The sequence below is a fragment of the Chryseobacterium gwangjuense genome (assembly GCF_021311115.1).
In the GTDB taxonomy this organism is placed as follows: Bacteria; Bacteroidota; Bacteroidia; order Flavobacteriales; family Weeksellaceae; genus Chryseobacterium; species Chryseobacterium gwangjuense.
On the sequence record NZ_JAJTNP010000006.1, the window covers coordinates 348634 to 365729 of the forward strand.

Here is a 17096-nt window from a genome sequence, read left to right on the forward strand (position 1 = left end):
ATTTAAACTAATGGAAATAAGCAATATAAATCTCCCCAAAATATTAGATAAACGAGGAAATTTATCATTTTTTGAATATCCGAATCAACTTCCATTTGAAATTGCAAGAACCTATTGGATTTATGATGTTCCGGGTGGTGAAGTAAGAGGAAGTCATGCATTTAAAGAACAACAGGAATTTATAATTGCCTTATCCGGAAGCTTTGATGTTATAATAAATGATGGTGAAAAAGAAGAAAAATTTTCTTTAAATCGTTCTTACTACGGGTTATATATTCCTAAAATGTTTTGGAGAAGAATAGAAAATTTCTCTACAAACTCTTTGGCTCTGATAGTTTCTGATAAACTTTATGATGATAATGATTATATAAGAGATTTCGAACAGTTTAAAAAATATAAGAATGGATAAAATTTCAGTCTTTGACTGCTCTGTCGTCGATTTGGGTAAAATCAGTTTTGAAGAGGGAAATTTAACAGTTGTTGAAAACAATTCAAATTTTCCATTTAATGTAAAAAGAGTATTTTATCTTTACGATATAGCTGCCGGCGAAAATAGAGGAGCCCATGCTCATAAAGAATGTCACCAATTTCTAATTGCTGCCAGTGGTAGCTTTGAGGTGAGTTTGGATGATGGGAAATATAAAAGACAAGTTTTTCTTAACAGACCTAGTATAGGATTGCATATTCCACCGGGAGTTTGGGCTTCGGAAGTAAACTTCTCTGCAGGTGCGATTTGCCTTGTTTTAGCTTCTCACACATATAATGAAAACGACTACATCAGGAATTATAACGATTTTTTAAATTTTATAATATGATACATGATTTAGCAGATGTTCAAACAAAAAATATTGGATCAGATACTTATGTTTGGCAATTTTCTATAATATTAAGGGGTGCAATCATTGGTAACTCATGCAATATTAATTGTCATGTATTTATAGAAAATGATGTTAAAATTGGTAACAATGTAACTATAAAAAGTGGGGTTTATCTTTGGGATGGAATTGAAATAGCTGATTCTGTTTTTGTTGGACCCAATGTAACATTTACCAATGATGAAAGACCAAGGTCAAAACAATATCCTCAGGAATTCAAAAGAACAAAAATTGAAAAAAATGCTTCAATTGGTGCTGCATCTATAATTTTAGGTGGAGTAGTTATTGGAGAGTATGCAATGGTAGGTGCTGGTGCGTTAGTAACAAAAAATATTCCTTCACGAGCTTTAGTAGTTGGATCGCCTGCAAAAATTGTTGGCTGGTTAAATTGTGATGGGACTAAAATGGAAAAAAAAGAGAATTATTTTATTGACAATCTTGGTAATAAATGGATTGCTGAAAATAATGAGTTAAAACAGGTATAATTTTTTTAAAGTATTATAAACTCAAAAATGATTAAATTTTTAGATTTACAGAAGATAAATGCACAATATGCTACAGAACTTAAGCAAGTTGCAGCAGAAGTAATAGATAGTGGTTGGTATTTATTAGGTGAGCGCGTACAAAAGTTCGAGAGTAGTTTAGAAACTTTTCAAGGAGGTGGTAAAGCTGTAGCTGTTGCCAATGGATTAGATGCATTACGATTAATTTTTAAAGCATATATTGAGTTAGGAATTATGAAAGAAGGCGATGAAGTGATATTGCCGGCTAATACATACATTGCTTCAATTTTAGCAGTAACTGACAATAATTTAGTTCCGGTTTTTGTTGAGCCTAATCTAGATACTTATAACTTAGATTTTAGTCTGATTGAGAGTAAAATTACTCAGAAGACTAAAGCTATAATGGTAGTTCACTTATATGGAAAAGTTTGCTGGAGTGATGAGTTATCTGCTTTGTCTCGTAAATATAATCTAAAAATTATTGAAGATAATGCGCAAGCGATTGGAGCTAGTTGGAATGGGATCAGGACGGGAAATTTAGGAGATGTTGCCGGATTTAGTTTTTATCCTGGCAAAAATTTAGGAGCATTAGGTGATTCGGGAGCAGTTACTGCAAAAGACCCAGAATTAGTGAAAACTATTAGAGCTTTAGCAAATTATGGTTCAGCACAAAAATATATAAATCAATTTCAAGGCTTGAATAGTCGTATGGATGAAATTCAGGCGGCATTTTTAAACATCAAATTAGCATATACAGATGCTGAAACTATGTCTAGACAAAAAATTGCTGATTTCTATTTAGAAAACATTAAAAATACTGAAATTGTTCTCCCGCAAAAAGGGAATGATAATGAAGATGTGTGGCATATTTTTGTTATAAGAACAAAAAATAGAGAGGTTTTACAGAATTATTTGAGTGATAATGGAATTCAAACACTAATTCATTATCCAACCCCTCCTCATAAACAAGAATGTTATCCAAATTTCAATAATTTATCATTACCAATAACAGAAAAAATTCATGATGAAGTATTGAGTTTGCCAATAAGTCCTGTCATGACGGAAATTGAAGTTAATAAAGTTGTATCAGTTTTAAATAATTTTAGCACCGCTATATTACAATCATGAGCGACCAAGAATCTTCTTATCGGAATATTGTAAAAGCCACGTCTCTTTTTGGAGGGGTGCAATTCTTTACTATTATAATAACCGTTTTACGTTCAAAATTTATTGCTGTTCTACTTGGTTCTGCAGGTATAGGAATGTTGGGGTTGTTTAATACAACAATTTCATTGATAGGGGGGATTACAAACTTTGGTATTGGAACAAGTGCCGTTCGTGATGTCTCTTCAGCTTATTCTTCGAATGATGAAAAAAGAATTGCATTGATCATTCAAGTTCTGAAAAGTTGGGTATGGATTACTGGGATATTTGGAGGTTTAGTTATTATTGTTGGTTCTAATTTGTTAAGTAATTTTACTTTTGGAAATAATGAGTATACCTGGTCCTTTGTTTTAATTTCGATAGTCTTACTTTTTAATCAGTTAACATCTGGTCAATTAGTTGTTCTTCAAGGTATGCGTCAGCTAAATTTTTTAGCTAAAGCTAATTTATTAGGTAGTATTATTGGTTTAGTAGTGGCTATTCCGCTTTACTATTTCTATGGGCTGAATGGCATAATTCCAGCACTGGTCGCATCATCTGTTTTATCATTTATTGTATCATGGTTTTATGCTAAAAAAGTAAATGTTAAACCTGTTTCCGTGTCTCGATCAGTGATAGTGAGTGAAGGAAAGAGCATGTTGAAAATGGGATTTTTAATCAGCATGAGTGGATTTATGTTGACTGCTTGTACTTATATATTACAAATATTTATTAGTAAGATTGGTGGGGTTGAGCATGTAGGTCTTTTTTCAGCGGGATTTTCGTTGATAAATACATATGTAGGATTGATTTTCACTGCTATGGCAACAGATTATTTACCACGTTTGTCTGCTATCTCGAATTCTAATGAACTATGTAAAACAGCAATTAATCAACAAGCAGAAATTTCGATATTAATCTTAGGCCCCATAATTTTAATTTTTCTTGTCTTTATAAAGCCTGTAATCCTGATCTTATATTCGAGAAGTTTTTTTGCTATTGAAGATATGGTACTTTGGCTAGCGATGGGTATTTTTTTTAAGGCTGCATCTTGGGCAATCGCATTTTTATTATTAGCAAAAGGAGATTCGAAAATTTACTTTTGGAATGAGTTTTTTGTGAATTTTTACATGCTAATACTAAATATGGTTGGTTATTATTATTATGGATTAGTAGGCGTTGGTATATCTTTTTTATTAAGTTATTTTCTTTATTTGTTACAACTTCTTATTTTAAGCAAAAAGAAATACGGTTTTTATTATGAAGTGGCATTCTTTAAAATCTTTGCATTACTTTTTTTTAATGCAGCTATTACGTTTTTGATAATGAAGTTTGTTGTTAATCCTTATTCTTATTTTATTGGATCGTTACTTATAGTAAGTTCACTTTTATTCTCGTATAAACAATTAGACAAAAGAATAAATATTTCGGGATTGCTTAAAAAATTAAAAAAATAATTATTGATGAAAATTTTAATACCTGTTTTTGGTTTTGGAAAACAAGGAGGGTATAGAGTACTTTCCAATTTAGCAAATACATGGATTGAATTAGGACATGAAGTTACTTTTTTATCAATTACCGATAGCGATTACCCTAATTATCCTACAACCGCAAAAATTCTTTGGGTTGATAGGAAAGGCAATTTTTTAGATGGTCCCAGAAGTGAAATAAAAAGTAAGTATAAATTTTTTCATGATATTATTTCATTATATAAGGGGTTAAAGTCTTTAAAGAATGAGGAATTTGATGTAATCCTTGCGAATCAATCGCATACTACATTTCCTATTCATTTTGCTAAATTAAAATCTTTAAAAGCATATTATATACAAGCAGACGAGGTTGGAACTCAATTGGCACTTGGAGGATATAAAAATTATGTACTTTCTTTTTTATCTAGAATAAGTTATTCTCTTGATTTCTTAAGAATTGTTAATGCTCCTTTATATTTAAATTATAAGTATATAAAAGCAAAAGATTATGTTTATCCTGCCATGGATTTTGATATTTTTCATCCAGATGATTTTGAAAGAAAGGATTTGAGTAAGAAAAAATTGGTTATTGGATGTATTGGAAGAATTGCTGCATGGAAAGGTACTGATGATGTAATTGAAGCATTTAAGTTGCTTAAAGCTGATAATTTCGACTTAGAACTAAAAATAGCATTTGGAAATGAAGAATTAGCAAATGTTGATGGTATTTCGATTGTTTATCCTAAAAATGATCGTGAATTAGCGGGCTTTTATAAATCCTTAGATATACTTATTGCTCCCGGTAAAATTCAGCTAGGAGCTGTGCATTATCCGGTAATTGAAGCAATGGCATGTCGAGTAGCTGTAATTACAACCGGTTACTACCCAGCAAGGGAAGATAATGCGTGGATTGTTAAAATCGGCGATCCTTTTGATATTGTTGATAAAATTAAAAGGATAGCTAACGATGAATTATACAATGAGAAAATTAATAGGGCATTGGAAGATGTTAAAGATCTGAGTTGGTATAATTCTTCAATTAAAATGATTAATTGTTTTGAAAATGAAATAATCAACAAAGGAATCTAAAAAATAGAAATGGTTTATTTATTCTTTTTAGTATATTTTGTTTTATTACTAAGCGTAATTTTTCTCCGAAAAGCAAAATTTGTGAATTCATTTTTTGTTTTATCAGGAATGCTATTATTTTTAATTGCAGGATTTAGAAGTGATGACGTAACAAATGATTATACTGGCTATGTTGATTATTATAATGCTGTTATAAATGATTCTTTTTCTAGAGTTGAACCATCATTTATCTATATCTCGAAACTAGTAGATAATCTATTTCATAATGTCTTATTCTTATTCGTAATATATGCATTTTTAGGAGTTTATTTTAAATATATTGCAATCCGTAATTTATCGCATTTTAAATTACATTCAGTATTTATCTATTTTTGTAGTTTTTTTTTAATCCTAGAAATGACTCAAATTAGAGCCGGAGTTGCAGCAGGTCTAGTGCTATTGTGTATTAAGCCTATTAAAGAAAGAAAGATTTGGCTTTTTTTGTTCTTTTCATTGCTGGCCTTTTTTTTCCATTTTTCAGCATTAATAATTTTATTCTTTTATTTTTTAAATAGTAAGGAGATAAATAAAAAAGTTTATTTTGCCCTCATACCTTTAGGGTATATAATGTACTTTTCTAAGATCAATTTATTTTTTTTCTTAGACTTCCTTAAAATTGATCTTATCCAAATGAAGTTTGAGTCATATAGTACTTATGATAATGATATTAATTTATTTAATTATGTTTACCTGTCAAGGATTTTATTAGCTTCTTTTCTATTGTGGAAAATTAAATTAATAAAAGAGAAAAATGAGTATGCGATTTTGCTTATAAAAATTTATTTTATTTCTCTATTTGTTTTTTCAGCTTTTGCTTCGATTCCTGGGATTAGTACAAGAATGAGTGAATTATTATTAATAGTAGAGATTATATTGACACCATGTTTATTATATGTGTTTAGAAATAGAGGGGTCGCTAATTTCTTTATTTTCATAATAGGACTTGTACATTTGTGTTTCTCGATATTTGTTACAAAACTGTTATTATAATATTTAAAATCTTAATCAATATATTTTTTACAAGAATGGAAAGTCCAAAAATGTCAAAGGTAGCGAGTCTTATTATTACCTATAATCCTGATGAAAGATTGTTAAATCTGGTTGAGACAATTTATCATCAAGTTGGTCTTGTAATAATTGTTGATAATTTCTCAGATAATACTTCAAGTGTATTTATTCATTCAATTCAAAAAGAATACCCTGAAGTTAAAGTAATAAAGAATAACGAAAATTTTGGGATTGCTAAAGCTCTTAACCAAGGTTTAGAAGAGGCGAGAAACTCAAATATTGATCATGTTTTAACTTTTGATCAGGATTCAACACCATTTGATAATATTGTTAGTGTAATAAGTGAAGTTTATGATTCATACAATAATAAGGCTGAAATTGGGGCTATTGGAGTAGGCTACGTTTCTAATCATAATGAAAGGTTTGTTGAGGGAAATAAAAATCAACTTTATTTTGAAAAAGATTATTTAATTACTTCAGGATGTATGATTAGTGTTGATACATTCTTTAAGATAGGGGGGTTTAGAGAAGATTTTTTTATAGATAATGTAGATATCGAATATTCTTTGAGATTAAAAAAGAATGGAAAAAGATCGTTAATTACAACTAAACCAGGAATGATACATAAGGCTGGTGATCCATTAAGGAAAAAAGTTTTGGGTTTCACTATCATATCATCTAATCATAGCAGTTTTCGTAGATATTTTATGTCTAGAAATCATGTTATCGTTACAAGAGATTATTTCTTGACCAATCCTTATTTTATTTTAAAATTGAATTTTTTCTATATCCTTTCAATTATTAAAATTATTGTGGTTGAAAAAGATATAAAATCTAAATTAAAAAGTAGTTATAGAGGTTTTAAAGATGCTTTCAATTATTCATTGCCAGCTAAATAATAATTAATAAGGAAGAATTAATGTTAAATGAAAAACTTGGATTTGTTTTTACAAATTTTAATAATGCCGATTATACAATAAATGCAATAAAATCATTACAGAATGTAGGCAATGAAGATCGCATTCAAATTGTTATTGTAGATAATAATTCGGAAGAAAATGATATTACAAAATTAAAGTCTTTTACAGAAAATGCTTTAAATGTTGACGCAATTTTTAGTAACCAAAATGTAGGGTATTTTAAAGGGTTGAATATTGGAATTAAACATCTTAGACAAAATTATTCCCAGATAAATTGTATGATTGTGGGAAATAATGACGTTCTTTTTCCTGCCAATTTTTATGAATCTATATTTGATAATAAAAATTTAATTTTAAAATATCCTGTTATTTCTCCAGATATTGTTACCAGTGATGGTTTTCATCAAAATCCGCATGTGGTGGAAGGTATAAGTAAAGCGAGAGAATTGCTTTACGATTTATACCATTCTAATTATAATATTGCCAGACTAATAATAAAACTTGCTAAAGTAACTCATAAATTTACAAGAAGAAAGGATGAGGATAATTATGAAAAACCGGGCGAAATTTATCAGGGGTATGGAGCATGTTATATTTTGACACCTAAGTTTTTTGATTTATTTGAAGAACTTTATTCTCCGACTTTTTTGATGTATGAAGAATATTTTTTAAGTAAACAATTGTTTGAAAAAGGTTACAAAGTTTTTTATGAACCTTCAATAAGCATCACTCATTTGATGCACGCAACAACTGATAAACTTCCGGGAAGATTAAAATGGAAGTTTTCAAAACAATCTCATATTGAATATAGAAAAGATATTAAAATTATTTAAATGGAAACTAAATATCAAATTTGTACGAATTGTGTAATGGACACATCAGATTCAAAAATAACTTTTGATGATAAAGGAATGTGTGATCATTGTAATGATTTTTATACCAATGTAAAACCAAATTGGCATACGGACGAAAAAGGTAGAAAAGAGCTAGAAGAAACTATCGCAAAAATAAAAAAAGAAGGAGAAGGAAAGGAGTTTGATTGTATTTTAGGTATGAGTGGTGGTGTTGACAGTTCTTATATGCTTCATTTGGCAGTTAAGGAATTTGGACTGCGTCCACTTGTATTTCATGTTGATGGAGGATGGAACTCGGAATTGGCTGTGCATAACATTCAGGTTATGGTAGACAAATTGGGGCTTGATCTTTACACGGAAGTGATCAACTGGGAAGAAATGAAAGATTTTCAGCTTGCTTTCTTCAAATCAGGAGTTCCACATCAGGATATTCCACAGGATCATGCATTTATAGCAACGCTTTATAATTTTGCAGATAAACATAATATAAAATACATCCTGAATGGAGGTAATATTTCAACGGAATGTGTAAGAAATCCAATGGAATGGTTGTATTACGGTACAGATATGGCTCAGCTTAAAGATATTATTAAAAAATTTGGTACTATTAAAATGGAATCCTATCCTTTTAGTCCAATTTTCAGACATAAATTCTACTTGCGTTATATTCGCAAAATTCAGGTTGTAAAACCATTGAACAATATGCCATACATAAAAGAGAATGCTTTGCAGATTCTAGCAGATGAATATGGATGGAAACCTTATCCTCAAAAACACTTTGAATCTCGTTTTACAAAATTCTATGAAGGATATTGGATGCCCGAGAGATTTGGTTTCGATACCCGTAGAGTTCAATACTCTAGTTTAATTCTTACGGGGCAAATGACTAGAGAAGATGCTCTTGAGAAATTAAAGAAGCCGGCCTATAATCCGGAAACAATTCAGGAAGAGTTCAATTACATTGGAACAAAACTTGGTATAAGCTCTGATGAACTTAGGAAGTACTTTGAGATGCCGAAGAAATTTTATTGGGACTACAAAAATCAGGAATCTTTGTTTAATTTTGGTGCAAAAGTTTTAAAGTTTCTGGGAATAGAAAGATCAATTAAAAGATGATAACAATTATAGATTACGGTTCAGGAAATATCAATGCAATAGCAAATATTTACGAAAAACTCAGAGTTGCTTACACAATTGCAAAGGATCCTGCGCAGGTGATAAATGCTCAGAAGATATTTCTTCCGGGAGTAGGTTCATTTGATGAGACTATTTCAATGCTTGATACAATTGGTTTCAGAGAAGTCTTAGATAAGGAAGTACTGATAAATAAGGTTCCTATCATCGGGATTTGTGTCGGAATGCAGATTCTTGCAGAAAGTAGTGAAGAAGGTTCTTTAAAAGGTTTAGGATATATTAAAGGAAAAGTTAGAAAAATTGACTCTTCTACCCTTACTCATAAACCCAAATTACCTCATTTAGGATGGAATTCCATCAATATTGAGAAAGACCATAAAATCCTTCAGAATATTGATCCGAAATTAGGTTTTTATTTTCTTCATTCTTACTATTTCGAATGTACAGATGAATCAGATATTCTTACAACTTCTATCTATGGAAAATCCTTTGCTTCATCGGTAACCAAAGAAAATGTATTCGGAATACAGTTTCATCCTGAAAAGAGTCATCATAACGGAGTTAATTTACTCCATAATTTCGCATTACTATAATGTTACGATCAAGAATTATTCCCTGTCTTTTGGTACATAAAAAAGGACTTGTAAAAACAGTTAATTTCAAAGATCCCAAATATGTAGGAGATCCTATCAATGCTGTTAAAATATTCAATGAAAAAGAGGTTGATGAATTGATGGTCATTGATATTGATGCCACTGTAGAAGGCAGAGAGCCCGACTTTGAGATGATTAAGAATATTGCCGTAGAATGCAGAATGCCCTTTTGTTATGGTGGTGGAGTGAAAACGGTTGCTCATGCTAAGAAAATTATTAGCCTGGGTGCTGAAAAGGTTGCTATTAGTGCTGCTGCATTACAAAATACTAAACTTTTAAAAGAGATTGCTGATGCGGTAGGTATTCAAAGTGTTGTTGTCGTAATTGATATAAAAAAGAAGAAGTTTTTTGGTGGATATGAAATTGTAACGCACAACGGAAAAAAATCGGCAGATATAAAACTTGAGCGTTTTCTTAAAGAACTCAACGAAATAGGGATTGGCGAACTTGTTATCAATTCTGTGGATGAAGATGGCAAAATGAGCGGATACGATTTCAAGTTGTTTGACATGATAAGAAAAGAGACTGATATGCCTATGACTATTTTAGGCGGAGCCGGTTCAATAGAAGATATACGTAATGCCATCGAAAGATATCAAACCATAGGAGTTTCTGCCGGAAGTCTTTTTGTTTTTAAAGGAAAATATAGAGCAGTACTTATAAGTTATCCTTCTATAGACGAAAGATGGAATTTATACCAATTGAAAAATTAAAACACATTAGAAAATAAATGAAGCAAATTATACAGTCATTTAAAACTGGAGAAACAATTTTAGAAGAAGTGCCTGCACCTCAGATAAAAAGAGGATGTATCTTAATACAAACAACACGTTCTCTTGTTTCATTGGGAACTGAGCGTATGTTGGTAGAGTTCGGGAAATCAAATTTAATTTCCAAAGCACGTCAACAGCCGGATAAAGTAAAACAGGTATTAGATAAAATTAAAACAGACGGATTAATGCCAACTGTTGAAACCGTTTTCAATAAATTGGGGGAACCTCTTCCTTTAGGGTACTGTAATGTGGGACGTGTAATTGGAGTGGGTGAAGGAGTTAATGATTTCAAAATAGGAGATCGAGTAGCTTCTAATGGTCAGCATGCAGAATTTGTCTGCATCCCCCAAAATTTGGTAGCACATATTCCGGATAATATTTCTGACGAAGAAGCTACTTTCACTGTTATAGGTTCTATTGGTCTTCAGGGAATTCGTCTACTTAATCCAACTTTAGGAGAAACAGTAGTCGTTGTAGGTTTAGGATTAATAGGATTACTTACAGCACAGTTACTTGTTGCAAACGGATGTAGAGTAATTGGTTCAGATATTGACGAATCTAAATTGAAAATGGCTGAACAATGGGGAATTATTCCATTTAATCCATTAAAAGGAGATGTCGTAAAATTTGTTGAAGACCTTACTGACGGAATTGGTGCAGATGGGGTAATAATCACTGCTTCTGCAAAAAATAACGATATCATTTCTCAATCTGCACGCATGAGTAGAAAAAGAGGTCGAATCATTTTAGTAGGAGTAATCGGTTTAGATATCAGCAGAGCAGAATTTTATGAAAAAGAACTGACTTTTCAGGTTTCCTGCTCATATGGACCGGGTAGATATGATGAAAATTACGAGCAAAAAGGGATAGATTATCCTTTGCCTTTTGTACGTTGGACTGAAAAAAGGAATTTTGAAACCATACTTCAGGCAATCAGTACAAAACGTATTTTTGTCGAAGAAATGATAACAGAAGTTGTTGAACTAAATGATTACCTCAACATTTACGGTGAAATAGGAAGCAGTCATTCTATTGCATCCATATTAAAATATGATGAAGGCACTCAGTTAAATCCAAGTCGTAATGTAAAATTAACAGATACCAATTTTTCAGGCTCAAAAGGAGTAATAGGAATTATCGGTTCTGGTAACTTTACAAAAATGACGATGATGCCTGCTTTAAAGGATAGTGGTGCTAACTATAAATATATTGCAAGTAATGGAGGGGTAACCGGAACAGCAGTTGCTCAAAAATATAATATAGCTAATTCTACAACCGATTATAAACAAATTTTAAATGATCCTGAAGTAGATCTTGTTTTAATTACGACCCGTCATGATCTGCATGCTCCAATGGTAAAAGAAACATTGACAGCAGGTAAAAATGTATTTGTTGAAAAGCCTTTGGCATTAAATCTGACTGAATTAAATGAAATAATAGAAATTCAGCAGAAAACAGGTAAAAATATCACAGTAGGTTTTAATCGTAGATTTTCTCCTCATACAGTTAAAATCAAACAATTGGTAGGTAATGCTCCAATGAACGTCATCGCTACGATGAATGCAGGATTTATTCCTCCGAATGTTTGGGTACATGATATGAAAGTTGGTGGAGGGCGTATCATTGGTGAAGCTTGTCATTATATTGATTTAATTACCTATCTTACAGGAAGCAAAGTAAAATCTGTATGTATGAATTCAATGGGAATAAACCCTGAAGAAAATACAGATAATGCTTCAATTCTTTTAAAATACGAAAATGGTTCTACAGGAGTTATCAATTATTTTGCAAATGGTTCAAAAGCGTATTCTAAAGAAAGACTGGAAGTGTTTTCTCAGGAGAGAACATTTATAATGGATAACTTTAGAAAAACAGAAGGATTTGGAGTAAAAGGCTTTTCTAAACTGAAAACAAGCTTAGATAAAGGGCACAAAAACCAATTCCATACGCTAATTAAGAAAATTAAAGAAGGAGGAAGTCCTTTGATTCCGCTGGACGAAATTATCAATACTACAAAAGCATCTTTTGCTGCAGTTGAGAGTTTAAAAACTAAAAGCTGGATAGATATAGATTAATGGTATGAATCTTAAATTAGCCATACAATTATATAAAAACATGGGAACACGGTATGTAGCATACCGTGTTCGTCATGAGTTTGAAAAAAAGACGGGGCAACTCAAGAAAAAACATCCATATAATCTCACTCTTTCTAAACCAATTTCTTTAGCAGATTGGAAAGTATCCAAGAAAGAGTTTTTAATTGATGCCAAAGAAAAATTACAAATACAAAAAATAAATTCTCAACAATTAAAAGAAAAAGCCGAGAAGATTATTTCGGGAGAATTATTGTTTTTTAATGCAAATTGGTTATCCCTAGGAAAAGATTATAATTGGATTACGAATCCTTCAAATGGTTATCAGTATGATAATACAAAGCATTGGTCGGAAATCCCTGATTTGTCTGAAGAAGCAGGTGATATAAAATTTGTCTGGGAAAAGTCAAGGTTTTCCTATTTGTTGACTTTAATTCGTTATGACTATCATTTTGATCAAGATTTATCAGAATTTATTTTTTCGGAAATCGATTCTTGGATAAGTGCTAACCCAATTAATCAAGGACCTAATTGGAGATGTAGCCAAGAAATTTCTTTGCGTATATTCAACTGGTGTTTTGCGCTCTATTATTATCAGAATTCAACAGCATTAACAGAAGACAGATGGAAAAAGATACAGAATGTTATGTATGCGTCTCTTCATCATGTGTATCATCATATTGATTTTTCAAGGATAGCGGTGCGTAATAATCATGCGATCACAGAAACATTATTTCTGAGCTTATCAAATATTTTATTTCCATTTATTCCTGAAGCAAAAAAATGGTCCGAAAAAGGTTTGAAATGGTTTGAAGAAGAAATCAATTATCAAATCTATAATGATGGTACATTTTTGCAGTTTTCAATGAATTATCATCGCGTAGTTATTCAGTTGTTGTCTTTTGGAATAAGCTTGACACAAAAAAATAATTTTTGGTTTTCTGATACTGTTTATGATAAAGCATACAAATCATTGAATTTTCTTTATCAATGTATGCAGGATGAAAATGGAAAACTTCCCAATTATGGTTCAAATGATGGGGCATTATTTTTCCCTTTAGCTGACGCTGATTACAGAGACTATAGACCTCAACTCAATACACTACACTATATTTTAACCGGAAAAAATATTTTCGAAAACAATGAAATTGAAGAAGATTTATGTTGGAACGGGAAAATATTTGCTCAAAAAAATTTCAAGCCAATTTCTAAACAGAAAGGAACGCTTTCATTTGAGAATGGAGGATACTATTTATGCAGAAATAATGATTTCTTTACCTTTATCAGATGTGGAAACCATAAAGATCGCCCTGCACAGGCGGATAATTTACATTTGGATATATGGTATAAAGGAAACAATATATTACGTGATTCCGGTACCTATAAATATAATACAGATGCTGAAAAGCTAAAATATTTTATGGGCTCTCTTTCTCATAATGTGGTTATGGTAAATGATGAATCGCAAATGTTGAAAGGCGGGCGTTTTATATGGTATTTTTGGTCACAGAAACTTAAAGCTGGATGGACAGAAACGGAAACCGAATATTTATTCACGGGAAGAATTAAAGCTTTTGAATTTCTAAATAAAAATGCATTTCAAGATCGTACGATTAGAGTTTCTAAAATAAATCCTCAGTGGGTTGTTGAAGATAATCTTCAAAATTTAGATGATTTTTCAATGAAACAGATTTGGCATCCAAACGATAACAAACTTAATATTGAATCTGATAAAGAAAGACATAAATTCGATTCATTTAATTCAGATTATTACGGAAACTACACGGATGAAAAATCTGTTTATTTTGAATTTAATAAAAATATCAGTACAATAATTACTTATAATCTATCATGAGAATTTTACTATTACATCAGTATTTTTTAGAAGAAGATGATCCGGGAGGTTCCAGATGGAATGAAATAACAAAAACTTGGACTTCTCAGGGGCATGAAGTGACTGTAATAGCAGGAATGATGCATTATACAGGATCTGAGAAAAGAGCAGAATATAAAGGTAAATATTTTGCAAAAAAGAAACAGGGAAATGTGACTGTTCACAGAACCCATGTATCTGAAGCATACAATAAGGGTTTCATAGGTCGTTTATGGGGGTATTTTTCATTTATGTTCTCATCATTTTGGGCAGGTATTTTTCACATAAAAGGAAAATATGATGCAGTTATTGTTACTTCACCGCCGTTATTTGTGGGAGGTTCAGGATATCTTATTTCAAGATTGAAAAGAATTCCGATGATATTTGAAATCAGAGATTTATGGCCAGAATCTGCTATTGATACAGGAGTGCTTACTAATAAATTGGTCATTAAATTAGCGTATTGGTTTGAAAATTTTATTTATAAAAAAGCAAGGCTTATAAATGTTCTTACTCCTGCTTTCTATAAAACCTTAAATGAAAAAAAAGGGGTAGACAAAAGTAAACTGATTATGATTCCTAATGCTGCAGACTTTTCTCTTTCCGAAGAGATACTTGCAACATTTAACCGGGAAGATTTCAGAAAAGAACATGATCTGGAAAACCATTTCGTAATCACATATGTTGGTGCGCATGGTGTTGCCAATCATTTAGATCAGATTTTAGACGCAGGGAAAAAACTTGAAGATACAAATGTTTTATTTCTGTTAATTGGTCAGGGAATGGAAAAAGAACGTTTGATTGAAAAATCAAAAAAGATGAAGAACACGAATGTCCGTTTTTTAGATCCGGTTCCTAAAAAAGAAGTTTTTAAATATATTTTAGCATCGGAAATGGGAGCCTCTGTGTTAAAAAAAGTGGATACTTTCAAAACAGTTTATTCTAATAAATCTTTTGATTATTTTTCATGTAAGAAACCTATTCTGATGGCGATAGACGGAGTGTCAAGAGAGTTAGTTGAAGATGCAAAAGCAGGAGTTTATGTAGAGCCTGAAAATGCAGATGAATACAACAAAGCAATTCGTGAATACCTTAGTGATGAAATCAGACTAAAGCAAGAAGGTGAAAATGGATACGAATATGCAAAACAAAATTTTGATAGAGAAGTTTTGGCAGATAAATATCTGAAATCTATACAGCAAATTTTACGTTAATCGGTTTATATTTAATAATAAAATGATCTATAAAAATTTTATAAAAAGATTATTCGATTTTTCAGTAGCATTGCTGGGACTGATAGTTTTAAGTCCGATTTTTGTCATTATTACTATAGGATTATATTTTGCAAACAATGGGAAACCGTTTTTCTTTCAGGCTCGTCCGGGATTAAATGAAAAGATTTTTAAAATCATTAAATTTAAAACGATGAATGATAAAAAAGATCCTTCGGGAAATTTGCTGTCTGATGCAGAAAGGCTTACACCGATTGGTATGTTTGTAAGAAAAACCTCTTTGGACGAAATTCCTCAACTTATTAACGTTTTGAAAGGGGATATGTCTTTGATAGGACCACGTCCTTTATTACCACAATATTTACCTTTATATAACGAAATTCAAAAGAAACGTCATGAAGTCAGACCAGGGATTACAGGATGGGCACAGGTAAATGGAAGAAATGCCATATCTTGGACTAAAAAATTTGAACTGGATGTTTGGTATGTAGATAACGTGTCATTAAGTACTGATTTAAAAGTGTTCTTGACTACTTTTAAAAAAGTATTTAAAAGCGAGGGGATTTCGCAGGAAGGGCAGGTAACGGCAGAGCCGTTTAATGGTTCAAATTAATTTCTTATTAATTAATACAATTTTCTCATGTATTTATATGGAGCAAGCGGACATGGTAAAGTAATTGCTGAAATAGCAGAGCAAAGCGATATCAAAATAACAGCTTTTATTGATATGGACATTTCAAAAACTGCAGTTTTTGATTATCCTATTATACACGAAGTTCCTACTAATAAAATAGATCTTATTATTTCTATTGGAAATAATAAGATTCGAAAGCAGATTGTAGATGAAAATAAAAATTTTTCCTATTCTGTACTATTCCACCCTTTTTCCACAATCTCTAAAAGAGCAATTTTAGGAGAAGGAACTGTTGTGATGGCAGGTGCTGTAATTAATTCTGCCGTTACAATTGGTAGACATTGTATCATCAATACCAATGCATCAATAGACCATGACTGTATCATTGAAGATTTTGTACATATTTCTCCGAATGCGGCACTGGCAGGCAATGTATTTGTTGGTGAGGGTACGCATATTGGAATAGGGGCATCTGTTATTCCTGGAATAAGTATTGGAAAATGGTGTGTTATAGGAGCAGGAGCAGTGATTATAAAAGATATTCCGGATGGTTCGAAAGTAGTTGGAAATCCGGGCAAAAGTATATAAAACATTACAATGAAAAATATTATTATTACCGGCGGTGCCGGGTTTATCGGTTCTCATGTTGTAAGAGAATTTGTAAAAAACAATCCGGAAACCACCATCATCAATCTTGATGCTTTGACGTATGCCGGAAACCTTGAAAATCTGAAAGACATTGAGAATGAACCCAATTATGTTTTCGAAAAAGCAGACATTACAAAACCAGAAGAATTAAGAGCA

Annotated in this window: 18 protein-coding genes; all 18 read left to right on the plus strand. The window is 31.4% G+C overall.

Features of this window, described 5'->3' with window-relative positions; translation table 11 throughout:
* The first annotated feature begins 10 nt into the window (after nt 1-10).
* On the plus strand, nt 11-409 hold the full coding sequence (locus tag LV842_RS13970; RefSeq protein ID WP_233112052.1) for a sugar 3,4-ketoisomerase: 399 nt from the start codon (nt 11-13) through the stop codon (nt 407-409).
* Entirely contained in the window at nt 402-815 is a 414-nt protein-coding gene (locus LV842_RS13975) for a sugar 3,4-ketoisomerase (RefSeq protein WP_233112053.1), read from the plus strand. Before LV842_RS13970 ends, LV842_RS13975 begins: the two co-directional genes overlap by 8 nt.
* Nucleotides 812-1360, plus strand: a complete 549-nt coding sequence (locus LV842_RS13980) for an acyltransferase (protein WP_233112054.1) — start codon at nt 812-814, stop codon at nt 1358-1360. The genes LV842_RS13975 and LV842_RS13980 overlap by 4 nt, the downstream gene beginning before the upstream one ends.
* Nucleotides 1361-1387: 27 nt before the next feature.
* The gene (locus LV842_RS13985) at nt 1388-2506 is read left to right on the plus strand and encodes a DegT/DnrJ/EryC1/StrS family aminotransferase (protein ID WP_233112055.1); all 1119 of its coding nucleotides are present in this window, start codon (nt 1388-1390) and stop codon (nt 2504-2506) included.
* On the plus strand, nt 2503-3978 hold the full coding sequence (locus LV842_RS13990; protein ID WP_233112056.1) for an oligosaccharide flippase family protein: 1476 nt from the start codon (nt 2503-2505) through the stop codon (nt 3976-3978). The genes LV842_RS13985 and LV842_RS13990 overlap by 4 nt, the downstream gene beginning before the upstream one ends.
* A 6-nt stretch (nt 3979-3984) precedes the next feature.
* Entirely contained in the window at nt 3985-5079 is a 1095-nt protein-coding gene (locus tag LV842_RS13995; RefSeq protein WP_233112057.1) for a glycosyltransferase family 4 protein, read from the plus strand.
* Nucleotides 5080-5088: 9 nt separating this feature from the next.
* Nucleotides 5089-6108: an EpsG family protein gene (locus LV842_RS14000; RefSeq protein ID WP_233112058.1), complete on the plus strand. Its 1020-nt coding sequence runs from the start codon at nt 5089-5091 to the stop codon at nt 6106-6108.
* Between the two features lie 50 nt (nt 6109-6158).
* Nucleotides 6159-7025: a glycosyltransferase family 2 protein gene (locus LV842_RS14005; protein WP_233112059.1), complete on the plus strand. Its 867-nt coding sequence runs from the start codon at nt 6159-6161 to the stop codon at nt 7023-7025.
* Between the two features lie 20 nt (nt 7026-7045).
* Entirely contained in the window at nt 7046-7879 is an 834-nt protein-coding gene (locus LV842_RS14010) for a glycosyltransferase (RefSeq protein ID WP_233112060.1), read from the plus strand.
* Nucleotides 7880-9016: an N-acetyl sugar amidotransferase gene (locus LV842_RS14015; RefSeq protein ID WP_233112061.1), complete on the plus strand. Its 1137-nt coding sequence runs from the start codon at nt 7880-7882 to the stop codon at nt 9014-9016.
* The gene (hisH, locus tag LV842_RS14020) at nt 9013-9627 is read left to right on the plus strand and encodes an imidazole glycerol phosphate synthase subunit HisH (protein ID WP_233112062.1); all 615 of its coding nucleotides are present in this window, start codon (nt 9013-9015) and stop codon (nt 9625-9627) included. Before LV842_RS14015 ends, hisH begins: the two co-directional genes overlap by 4 nt.
* Nucleotides 9627-10400 carry an AglZ/HisF2 family acetamidino modification protein gene (locus LV842_RS14025; protein WP_233112063.1) on the plus strand — a complete coding sequence of 258 codons (774 nt, stop codon included), beginning with the start codon at nt 9627-9629 and terminating at the stop codon, nt 10398-10400. Before hisH ends, LV842_RS14025 begins: the two co-directional genes overlap by 1 nt.
* Nucleotides 10401-10417: 17 nt before the next feature.
* Nucleotides 10418-12535: a bi-domain-containing oxidoreductase gene (locus LV842_RS14030; RefSeq protein ID WP_233112064.1), complete on the plus strand. Its 2118-nt coding sequence runs from the start codon at nt 10418-10420 to the stop codon at nt 12533-12535.
* Between the two features lie 4 nt (nt 12536-12539).
* A complete protein-coding gene (locus LV842_RS14035) occupies nt 12540-14408 on the plus strand; it encodes a heparinase II/III domain-containing protein (protein ID WP_233112065.1) in 1869 nt (622 codons plus the stop codon).
* Nucleotides 14405-15640, plus strand: a complete 1236-nt coding sequence (locus tag LV842_RS14040) for a glycosyltransferase family 4 protein (protein ID WP_233112066.1) — start codon at nt 14405-14407, stop codon at nt 15638-15640. Before LV842_RS14035 ends, LV842_RS14040 begins: the two co-directional genes overlap by 4 nt.
* Before the next feature lie 25 nt (nt 15641-15665).
* Nucleotides 15666-16271, plus strand: coding sequence for a sugar transferase (locus LV842_RS14045; RefSeq protein ID WP_233112076.1), 606 nt, complete (start codon nt 15666-15668; stop codon nt 16269-16271).
* Between the two features lie 27 nt (nt 16272-16298).
* Nucleotides 16299-16880 carry an acetyltransferase gene (locus LV842_RS14050; RefSeq protein ID WP_233112067.1) on the plus strand — a complete coding sequence of 194 codons (582 nt, stop codon included), beginning with the start codon at nt 16299-16301 and terminating at the stop codon, nt 16878-16880.
* A 9-nt stretch (nt 16881-16889) separates the two neighbouring features.
* Nucleotides 16890-17096 (plus strand): GDP-mannose 4,6-dehydratase (locus LV842_RS14055; protein WP_233112068.1); only part of this gene is annotated, 207 nt, incomplete at its 3' end.